Source organism: Aeromonas finlandensis (assembly GCF_000764645.1).
In the GTDB taxonomy this organism is placed as follows: Bacteria; Pseudomonadota; Gammaproteobacteria; order Enterobacterales; family Aeromonadaceae; genus Aeromonas; species Aeromonas finlandensis.
On sequence record NZ_JRGK01000122.1, the window covers coordinates 1 to 9,445 of the forward strand.

General features: G+C 57.4%; 8 protein-coding genes and 1 pseudogene. 3 read left to right on the top strand and 6 right to left on the bottom strand.

The features are described 5' to 3' along the window. Both LD28_RS0110955 and LD28_RS0110960 read left to right on the top strand, forming a co-directional pair. Positions 1–498: YaeQ family protein (locus LD28_RS0110955; RefSeq protein ID WP_033137005.1), on the top strand; the 498-nt coding region annotated here is incomplete at its 5' end. Positions 499–510: 12 nt separating this feature from the next. Continuing rightward, the gene (locus LD28_RS0110960) at positions 511–1,395 is read left to right on the top strand and encodes an AEC family transporter (RefSeq protein ID WP_033137006.1); all 885 of its coding nucleotides are present in this window, start codon (positions 511–513) and stop codon (positions 1,393–1,395) included. 939 nt (positions 1,396–2,334) lie between these two features. On the opposite strand, the gene cdd is transcribed toward LD28_RS0110960, so the two are convergent. The 3 genes from cdd to LD28_RS0110975 all read right to left on the bottom strand — a co-directional run bounded on the left by cdd (position 2,335) and on the right by LD28_RS0110975 (position 4,444). Next, positions 2,335–3,219, bottom strand: coding sequence for a cytidine deaminase (gene cdd / locus LD28_RS0110965; RefSeq protein ID WP_033137007.1), 885 nt, complete (start codon positions 3,217–3,219; stop codon positions 2,335–2,337). Between the two features lie 185 nt (positions 3,220–3,404). Next, entirely contained in the window at positions 3,405–4,091 is a 687-nt protein-coding gene (locus LD28_RS0110970; RefSeq protein ID WP_033137008.1) for an LrgB family protein, read from the bottom strand. Then, positions 4,088–4,444, bottom strand: a complete 357-nt coding sequence (locus LD28_RS0110975) for a CidA/LrgA family protein (RefSeq protein WP_033137009.1) — start codon at positions 4,442–4,444, stop codon at positions 4,088–4,090. The genes LD28_RS0110970 and LD28_RS0110975 overlap by 4 nt, the downstream gene beginning before the upstream one ends. 176 nt (positions 4,445–4,620) lie before the next feature. Here LD28_RS0110975 and LD28_RS0110980 point away from each other — a divergent pair, with 176 nt between their 5' ends. Further along, on the top strand, positions 4,621–6,330 hold the full coding sequence (locus LD28_RS0110980) for a glycoside hydrolase family 36 protein (protein ID WP_033137010.1): 1,710 nt from the start codon (positions 4,621–4,623) through the stop codon (positions 6,328–6,330). An 80-nt stretch (positions 6,331–6,410) separates the two neighbouring features. On the opposite strand, the gene LD28_RS0110985 is transcribed toward LD28_RS0110980, so the two are convergent. From LD28_RS0110985 to LD28_RS0110995, 3 genes and pseudogenes are all read right to left on the bottom strand, one after another. After that, entirely contained in the window at positions 6,411–6,911 is a 501-nt protein-coding gene (locus LD28_RS0110985; RefSeq protein ID WP_033137012.1) for a hypothetical protein, read from the bottom strand. Between the two features lie 155 nt (positions 6,912–7,066). After that, positions 7,067–8,494: an exodeoxyribonuclease I gene (gene sbcB / locus LD28_RS0110990; protein WP_033137011.1), complete on the bottom strand. Its 1,428-nt coding sequence runs from the start codon at positions 8,492–8,494 to the stop codon at positions 7,067–7,069. Between the two features lie 347 nt (positions 8,495–8,841). Next, positions 8,842–9,445 (bottom strand): annotated as a pseudogene (locus LD28_RS0110995) (IS3 family transposase); the annotation flags it as partial.

The following is a 9,445-nucleotide window of genomic DNA, read 5'->3' on the forward strand; positions in this document are numbered from 1 at the left end:
CTGTATCAGGACTTCTCCCTCACGCTGGCCCGCCACCCCTCCGAAACCGATGAGCGGATGATGATCCGGTTGGCGGCCTTTGCCTGGCATGCCGCCGAGCGACTGGAGTTCACCAAGGGATTGAGCGCCGATGACGAGCCCGAGCTCTGGTGCAAGAACTACTCGGACGAGATAGAACTCTGGATCGAGCTGGGCCAGCCCGATGAAAAACGGCTGAAAAAAGCCTGTAACCGGGCCCGTCAGGTGGTGCTCTATCTCTACGGCGGCCGTGGCACCAGCGTCTGGTGGAAGCAGAACCAGGGCAAGCTGAGCCAGCACGACAACCTCAGCATCATCGAGCTCTCCGACAGCCAGACCTTGCCGCTCACCGCCATGGTCGAGCGCACCATGCAGCTCACCTGCACTATCTCTGATGGTCAGCTCTGGGTCAGCAACGGCGCACTGGAAGTGACGCTGGACCCGGTGGTGCTGATGGGCAAACCGGCTCGCGAACTGTAACGGATCTCTCCCATGCTCAGCGCCTTGCTCAATATCGTCATTCCGGTGTTCGGGGTCGTCGGCCTCGGTGCCCTCTATGGACGACTGCGACCGGGGGCTGCCCTCGGTTACCTTAATCGGGCCAATATCGAGCTGTTTACCCCGGCGCTGGTCTTCTCCGCGTTGGTCAAGTATCCGCTGGCGCTGGGAGACCATCTGCCGCTGATTGCGGCGGGGGCGCTGGTTATCCTGCTACCCGGTTTGCTACTCGCGCTGCTTAAACTCAAAGGGATTGAGCGGGCGGCGCTGATCTTGCCCGCCATGTTCCGAAATACCGGGAATCTCGGTATCCCCTTGATGGTGCTGGCGTTTGGCGAGCAGCAGCTGGGGGCCATCGTGATCCTCTTTGTCCTCTCCAATTTGCTGCACTTCTCGGTCGGCATGTTTATCCTCTCGGCCAATACTTCGCGCTGGCTGTGGCTGCGCAGCCCGGTGCTGTGGGCCGCACTGGCCGGCTTGCTGGTGGCCAACCTGCACATCACGCTGCCGGAATATGTGGTCACCACCGCCTCGCTGTTCGGTCAGATCTCGGTGCCCTTGATGCTGTTTGCGCTGGGTATTCGCCTGATGGAGGGGGAGCTCGATCACCTTGGCCTCGCGCTCAAGTGCAACCTGCTCTATCTGCTGGCGGGGGGATTGTCGCTGCTGCTGGCGATCTGGCTGTTGCCTCTCAAGACGGAGTGGATCCCGCTGTTGATGTTGTCGGTCTCGCTGCCCCCTGCGGTCTTGAATTACATGCTTTGCGAGCAGTATCACTGTCAGCCGGACAAGGTGGCCAGTATCGTGCTCGGCGGCAATGCTCTCTCGGTGGTGGTGATCCCGCTGGCGGTCTGGTTGGCGCTCCATTTACCCGGTTAAATAAAATCTGGCAACTTCGTTGTGTGAAATAGCATCCTTCTGTACATGTTGCCGCTAACCGGATTATTTTTATGACAAACTTCGTTTTGTAAAAATATCATCAGCCTTATGCGCCGGATAAAACAAATGCTGAAAACACAAGTATTAATACAGCTTTGCATCCTCGATGTTCGTTACTCAGGATAGTGTAACCATCAATATATGATGTCCGGGGCATGGTTTCAGCATTGGCATGGGTTTGTTCATGGTTATATCAATAATTGCGTCATGATTTTTTGAATAGAATTTCTTGTGCTGCCAACCAGCTAATAAAAACCAGCCCCATTGGGCATTCGTAAACCGTTCGGTACTCAGCGGACCTCACCGACAGTTAATCCATCGACCTTACAGACATCATAGGTCATCAGTCACACTTTTTGATGAAGGCGAAAGTGTGTAAGAGGGCGGCATATTATCCCCACCCAAAAATATAATGAATACGCCAATACTTTCCTGTTCGTTAATCTCGCTCAGAAAAATTATGAACACTCTTTTTAAATAACCGGCAGTCGCTATAAATTGGCGTAGCCATCTTTATGGCGAGACATTAACTCGTGGTGATTATCTTGTTCAACAAATATTCCCATATCTATCACATAAAATATGTGTTGCGCTATATAAAGGCATTCATCCCGAGCGATGAGAAGATCGCCAATGCCATATGGCGAGGGAACAATGCAATGCGAAGTGATGGCAACATCGTTAGCTGCCACCGCAGCGCATGAGCGCACTCAATCTGGTGGTTGATTAAGTGAGCGCCACTCCGAAGCGAGGGCTGTCGGAGTGGCAGGTGTGGTTGCCGGGATGTCCAGCGCTGATTTGATGACTCAAGGCTTTTCGTGTGATGCCAGTCAGTGGTGATTGGCATCATTCGAATCAACTTGGTTTTGTTAGCGGCGGTTAAACGGCTTGATACTCCAGCTCGACAGAGCCCAGTGCCTTGAGGGTGGACTGGGCGGAGTCACGCTGGCTGATCTGGCCGTTTTTATTCTCCAGCAGCACAGCGCGGCGGATGGTGGCGAGATCTTCGCCACCCAGCACCGCATGGGCGCAGGCCATCTGCATCGGCGGCAGGCTGGGGTTGAAGGCGGCGTTCTCGGCGTAGCGACCCGAGAAGATGCGGCCATCGGCAAACTGCAGCGCCACCGCGGCATAGCCCTGACTGTAGGGGGCGTAGCTTTGACGGGCGGCGGCCAGCGCGGCTTGCCACAGCGGATCTTCGCTTTGAAGCGATAGCTCTGCGTGATCCTGCGGGCTCATCAGCGCATCGGTGATGTCGAGATCCGCCGGGCCAAACGAGTGGGGCAGGAAGGATTGCAGGGCGCTCAAGTCATCCGGCAGAGAGACTTTCAGGATCTTGGCGGTGCTCAGCTCGTTCATAAACTGACGGCAGTGGCCGCAGGGGGTGTAGTTGACGGTGATTTCAGAGATCCCGGTCTCACCGCCCAGCCAGGCGTTGGAGATGGCGGACTGCTCGGCGTGGACCGAGTGGAACAGACCTTGCCCCGCAAACTCCATGTTGGCACCGAAGTACCAGCTGCCACTCAGGCCGCAGGCGATGGCACCGACGTAAAATTTGGAGATGGGGGCCACCGAGCAGGCGGCGGCCAGCGGCAACAGGGCGAGGCGCAGGGCGCGATCATCGAGACCTGTGGCGGCTTTCAGGGTGGCGACTTGCTCCGGCGTGAAGCGGGCGTTGAAGTCGGCACTATCCAGCATGGGCTGCACGGCTGCTTTGAGCGGGGCAGAGAGGGTATCGAAAGGCTTGGCAAAACGGGGATGCATAGTGTGTCCTCAAAGGCCAATTGGGCGGCCATTGTAGGGAGCAAGCTCGGGTAAATGTGTGAGCAGGCTCACGCCCTGACGGGCAAACGGAGGGGGATGGTAATAGAAACGTTTGTCTTGTGCAAATTGTGCGGCAGGTCGCACCCCGACAGCTCTGCAGAGCCGTCGGGGTGGCTAATCATCGGTCAGGTGAGCCAGTGATAGATGGCAAACAGCAGCGGGGCGACGGCAGCGGTGAGGATCCCGCATACCACCATGGCGAGTGACGCAAAGGCCCCCTGGGTGATCCCCTTCTCGGCGGAGGTGGCGGTGCCGATGGCGTGGGCACAGGCCCCCATGGCGAGCCCTTGCGCTTCCGGATCGGTCACTTTCAGCAGTTTGAGCAGCGGATAGCCGAACAGTGCACCGACAATCCCCACTACGACCACCACGGCGGCCGCGATGGCGGGAATGCCGCCGATGGACTGGCTGACGCTCATGGCGAGCGGGGTGGTGATCGATTTGGTGGCAAGGGACGCCAGCAGTGCCGGATCAGTGCCCATAAAGTGACCGATCAGCAGGGTTGTGCACACCGAGATCAAGACGGAGGCGAGGGTACAGATTAGGATGGGCTTGAGCTTGGCCTGAATTTGGCGCGCCTGCTGATAGAGCGGTAGCGCCAGTGCCACCACGGCGGGCTCCAGCAGCATGGTAATGGGGCTGCTGCCGCGCTCGTACTGCTCAAGGGGCAGATCAAGCCAGAGCAGCAGGCCGATGATCACCGCGGTCGGCACCAGCACCGGGTTGATGATGGGCCAGGGCAGGCGGCGATAGAGGGCGCGGGTGGTGAAATAGAGCGCGAGCGTCAGGGGAATGGCGAGCCAGAAGATCATTTGTTCATCCTCTGGTAGAGCCGACCAACGGTGGCGAGGATCAGCACAATCCCGAGCACGATGCAGAGCATGATCACGCCGAAGGATTGGCGCAGGGGCTCAAGCCAGGCCACCAGCCCCACTGCAACGGGCACGAACAGCACGCCCATGTGGCGCAGCAGCAAGCTTGCCCCCAGATCCACCCAGTGCAGCTTGATCAGTTGCAGGGAGAGCAGCACGAAGAGCAGCAGCATACCGATGATGCTACCGGGGAAGGCGAAGGGCAGGATGGCTGCCACGGTTTTGCCTGCCAGCAGGCAGGCGACGATGACCATAAAGTCACGAAGGTAAAGCAAGGCGCGTTGCGCGATCACGTGAGCCTCATCGACTGGGAAGAAAAATCGCAGTTTACCAGAGAGGCCGGGTCGCGGCATTAAAACAATAACAACTGAAATCAGTTCGTTTGAAGCTGATTTGTATGGCGATGTTCTGTTGAACAATCTTTTGAACATCGTCTGATAGCACCCTTTTCGAACTACAAGGAGTAGTGATGACATCCCTCTTGTCCCGTGTTCGCCAGTTGGCGAATGATAATGCGTGGCCACCCCATCTGCTGCAAACCCGTCAATGGGAAGGGCCTCTGTGCCGGGTGCGACTCGACAACACGGGTTCTTATGCCACCTCGGTTGACCGCTGGGTGCTGTTTGATGGCAAGCTTGGCCTGCCGGTCGATAGCACCATTTATGGCGAAGGATTCCAGATGCTGGCCCAGACCATGGGTAGCTGGCAATCACCGCAACATGTTGGCCGCTGCCCCGATGCCAGCGTCTATCGCATCACCGATGACAACGGCTACCACACGGTCCACAACCTGCTGCTGGTGGAGCATGGCAAGGGGTGGCAGCTGCTCGCCTTTGCCAGCTGCCACCGTTTTGGCGGGGAGTTTCGCCTCTACCCGGATGGTCGGCTGCAGATCCTGATGAACTGCGAAGGTCGGGAACTCGCGGCCGGCGAGCACTGGCAGAGCGAGGCGCTGATCTGCCTCGAAGGGGCAGAGCGCGAAGATCTGCTGGCCGAGTTGGCACGGATGATCGAGGTCGAGCATGGCTCGCTGATCGGCAAGGTGAGTGATCGCCCGAGTGGCTGGTGCTCCTGGTACCACTACTATGCGGAGGTGAGCGCGGCCGACATTCGCGAAAACCTGCAGGTGCGTGCCGAGCGTTTCCCTGCCCTGCGTTACGTGCAGATCGACGATGGCTATCAGGCCAAAATGGGCGACTGGCTCACTCCGTCGGCCAAATTCGAGCAGGGGGTGGCCTCACTGGCTGCGGAGATTAAACAGGCTGGCTGCGAGCCCGCCCTCTGGGTCGCCCCCTTTATCGCCGAACCAAGCTCGCAGGTGTTTCAGGATCACCCCGACTGGTTTGTGAAGGGGGATGACGGTTTGCCGCTCCCCTCCGAGCGAGTCACCTACGGCGGTTGGCGCTGTACCCCCTGGTATGTGCTGGATGGTACCCACCCCGAGGTGCAGGCGCACCTTGAGCAGGTGTTTCGTACCCTGCGCGAGCAGTGGGGCATTCACTACTTCAAGCTAGATGCCAACTTCTGGGGCGCCATCCACGGTGGTCGTTTCCACGATCCGGCTGCCACCCGGGTTGAGGCCTATCGGCGCGGCATGGCGGCCATCCTGCGCGGTGCTGGCGAGGGTGCCTTCCTGCTCGGTTGCAACGCCCCCATCTGGCCAAGCCTTGGCCTGGTGCACGGTATGCGGGTGAGCGATGACGTGGAGCGCAATGGCCACCGCTATCGCCAGATTGCCCGCGAGGCCTTCTGCCGCGCTTGGCAAAATGACAAGCTCTGGGCCCTCGACCCCGACTGTATCTGTCTGCGGGATCTGCCCAGCCAGCAGGCGAGCCAGGCGGAATACCACTTCCATCTGGCCGCATTGGTAGCGAGCGGCGGTATGATGCTGGCGGGTGATCGACTGCAAGATCTCGATGAGGAGCAGGCGGCGCAACTACGCAAGCTGCTGGATCTTTGTGCTGCTCGTACCCCTTCTGCCCGTTTCGAGTCGATGGACTTTACCTGCGGCGAAGTGAGTCTGCCCGAGGGGGGCTCGCTGCTCTGCCTCTTCAATTGGGAGGGGCAACCACAGGAGTTTCTGCTGCCGGAAGGGGGCATCGATTTTTGGCAGGAGCAGGATGTCAGTACAACCCTTACTCTGCAAGGGGGCGAGGGGCGGGTGATCCGTTACGCCTGATCATTTCGTCGCAATAAACAATTCAGGCTCCTAAATGGAGCCTGAATTATTTGTGACTGTTGTGAGCCAGAGAGCAGGAGTCAGTAACGCCACTCGAAGCCGACGGCGTATTTGGCGGAGCCATAGCCTGGGATGTCGCTGTCAGAGGCGATCGCCTTGAGGACCAGTTGCGGGCTCACGGGGACGCCAAGACCGAAACCGATGGCCAGCTGATCATTGGGGTTCCCCATCAGATCGACCCGCATCACCCGATAGAGAGACATATCTTCGCTCAGGTGCATGTAGGCCTGGGAGGCGCGATTATAGGCCTGCCCGAATACTTCGAGTTGAAAGCCTGACTGGGCACTGATCACCAGCGGGACTCCGACGAACTTGTAGAGATTGGACTCATTGAAATAGCTGTTGGTGATCTGGGGGGTGAAGTCGGTCTGCTGATAGAGGGTGTTGAAGTTGTGTTCGACGATGTGATAGGTCTGCTCTGGCAGACGGGCAAGGTAATCAGGCACATCGAATCGGTATGCAGCGTTGGCTGCCAGCGGCAGCAGGGCCAGTAATCCCAACAGAGTGCGGTGACGAGGCATCAGCAAATGGCTTCCGTTCGGCCAAAGAGGTCTCTTGCTTGCGAGACATCATTGAGGGATGTTGCAAAACATTGGTTTTTGAGGAAATCCCCTTCGTCATTATGACCTGAAGAAGGGGATTGGCGAGCAGGAATTAGTGTGAAATCACTCACAACTCATAAATCTTCCAGATAGTGATAGAGACTCTTGAGGATCGCAAAGTTTCGTTCGTTTCCCTGATTTTGTTCTGCCAGCGCCTCGAGACGAGGCACATAGTCTGGCAAACGGCGGCTGAAGTAGTCGCTGCAGTGCAGACGCCAGCGCTTCTGCTCAGTTTCGCTCAAGGTGTGTGGCCAGTTGCGGGCACGGTAGCGGAACAGCATCTGGGGCAGCCGCGGATCGGTGAAGGCAAACTCCCGCTCGCCCAGCAGATCCGCGGGGGTGGCACGCACCAGATCCATGGTGGACTTGTCGCCGTGGCCAAAGAATCCGGCGTAGAGCTGGGTATCGGGGTCGCCGTCATTGCTGCCGGCAAACTCCTGATTGAACACCTCTACCAGTTTTTCCCGCACCTCTGGATGGGCGCGCAGCAGATCCAGGCTCTTGCGGCACTGCTCCCTATCGATGCCAAGCTGGTCGGCCCGCTCCGGCGTCAGGGTGGCGGCTGGCGCCAGCACCGGACACTTGTTGATGTGCACCAGTTTGACCGGAATACCCGCCAGCTCCCCCAGATCCTCTTTTTTGGTATAGAGACGCTCGCGGATCTCCTCGCTCGTGAGCTCGATAAGCGGGGTGGGGTCGCGGGTCAGATCCACCATGATCACCGCATTCTGGTTGGTGGGATGCCAGGCGAGCGGCGAGACCCAGCTCACGCATCCCTGCCACGGGGAGAACATGCCGGAGACGTGCACCAGCGGCTTCATGGTCACCACGTCGATGAGCGCCTTCACCTTGTTTTTGTTGCGCAGATCAAAGAGATAACCAAACAGCTTGGGCTGGGCTTTTTTCACCAGCTTGGCCATTTCGATGGTGGCCAGTACGTCTGAGAGCGCATCGTGGGCATTGGCGTGTGCCACACCGTTGGCGACCGTCAGCTTCTCCAGCCGGAAACTCGGCTTGCCCTCTTCATCAAATGCCCACTCTATTCCTTCCGGCCGCAGGGCGTAGCAGGCTCGCAGCATGTCGAGAATGTCCCAGCGGGAGTTGCCGTTCTGCCAGCTGTAGGCATAGGGGTCATAGAAGTTGCGATAGAGGGTATAGCGGGTCACTTCATCATCGAAGCGGATGCTGTTATAGCCCAGCACGCAGGTATTCGCCGTGGCGAACTGCTCGTGGATCTGGCGAATGAAATCCGCCTCGCACAGCCCGTCCTTCATCGCCTTTTGTGGCGTGATGCCGGTAATGAGGCACGCCTCCGGGTCCGGCAAATAGTCCGCTGGCGGCTTGCAATAGACAACTAACGGCTCGCCAATGATGTTGAAATCCGCATCGGTACGAATACCGGCAAACTGTGACGGCCTGTCCTTGGCGGGGCTGATGCCGAAGGTCTCGTAGTCGTGGAAGTAGAAGGTTGGCTGTGTTGTTTGGTTCTTGGGTGTGCTCATGTGTTCTTGTTTTATCGCCTAAGCTTTTGATTATATGGTTCTTAATGATGTGTCCAGTTTTGTCTGAGCACCCAATAAATTCTTTGCTGTTTGTGTCTGTCTGCCTATGTTCACCGTCCAATTAGTACAACTCAAAGTACAAAACATGGTCTTTTGTTAGTACCAAATTTTATTTGGTGAGCGATGGCAATTACAGACAGCTGGCTGCGAGGCGTCAATGGTAAACCATACTCGGGTCAGAGCGAAGTCACTGACGGTGATGGGGTTGGCATCAGGGTGTTACCGAAAGGGCAGATCACCTTCCAAGTGCGCCATATGCATGATGGGAAATACCGCAGTCAAATGAGTCATTTCGCTTGGTTAGGCCGAGTCTCGGCTTTTGCTGGTGGTATCTCGTCAGTGTGTTGATGTGGACGCTGCCAGTTGTAGTAATCCATCAGGTAGTAACTGATATCCCGTTTTGCCTCTCCCGCAGGTTCATGTATCCCGTTACCGTTCAGGCTCCTGAACAACCGCTCCATCGGGGCGTTATTCCAGCAGTTACCACGCCGACTCATGCTCTGGGTCATGCGATAGCGCCACAGTCGCTGCCGAAATGCCCGGCTATCATATTGGCGGGTCTTGGTCGGAGTGAAGCAGCACGCTTGATGGACAACCTTGTTGCTGATAGGCAATCTTCAGCACTTTGATTGCCAGCTCTGCATCAGGTTTGTCAGACATCTCCCAGCCCATGACTAGGCGGGCATAAAGGTCAAATACTGTAGCCAGAGGGAATACCAACAAGCACCTGACCAGACGTAGGTGATATCGACACATCACACCTGATTGGGTTGCTGGACATCAAATTTTCGTGCCAACAGATTGGGGATATCCGGTCGTTCAGATCGGGCAACCTGATAGCGATGGCTGCCCGGTTGTTTGGATGCCAGCCTGGCTTCCTTCATCAGGTTA

Bases quoted from the DNA above. Each gene is read 5' to 3' on its own strand.
- LD28_RS0110960 (WP_033137006.1), top strand. From the start codon at position 511: ATGCTCAGCGCCTTGCTCAATATCGTCATTCCGGTGTTCGGGGTCGTC.
- cdd (WP_033137007.1), bottom strand. From the start codon at position 3,219: ATGCATCCCCGTTTTGCCAAGCCTTTCGATACCCTCTCTGCCCCGCTC.
- sbcB (WP_033137011.1), bottom strand. From the start codon at position 8,494: ATGAGCACACCCAAGAACCAAACAACACAGCCAACCTTCTACTTCCAC.
- LD28_RS0110980 (WP_033137010.1), top strand. From the start codon at position 4,621: ATGACATCCCTCTTGTCCCGTGTTCGCCAGTTGGCGAATGATAATGCG.
- LD28_RS0110970 (WP_033137008.1), bottom strand. From the start codon at position 4,091: ATGATCTTCTGGCTCGCCATTCCCCTGACGCTCGCGCTCTATTTCACC.
- LD28_RS0110985 (WP_033137012.1), bottom strand. From the start codon at position 6,911: ATGCCTCGTCACCGCACTCTGTTGGGATTACTGGCCCTGCTGCCGCTG.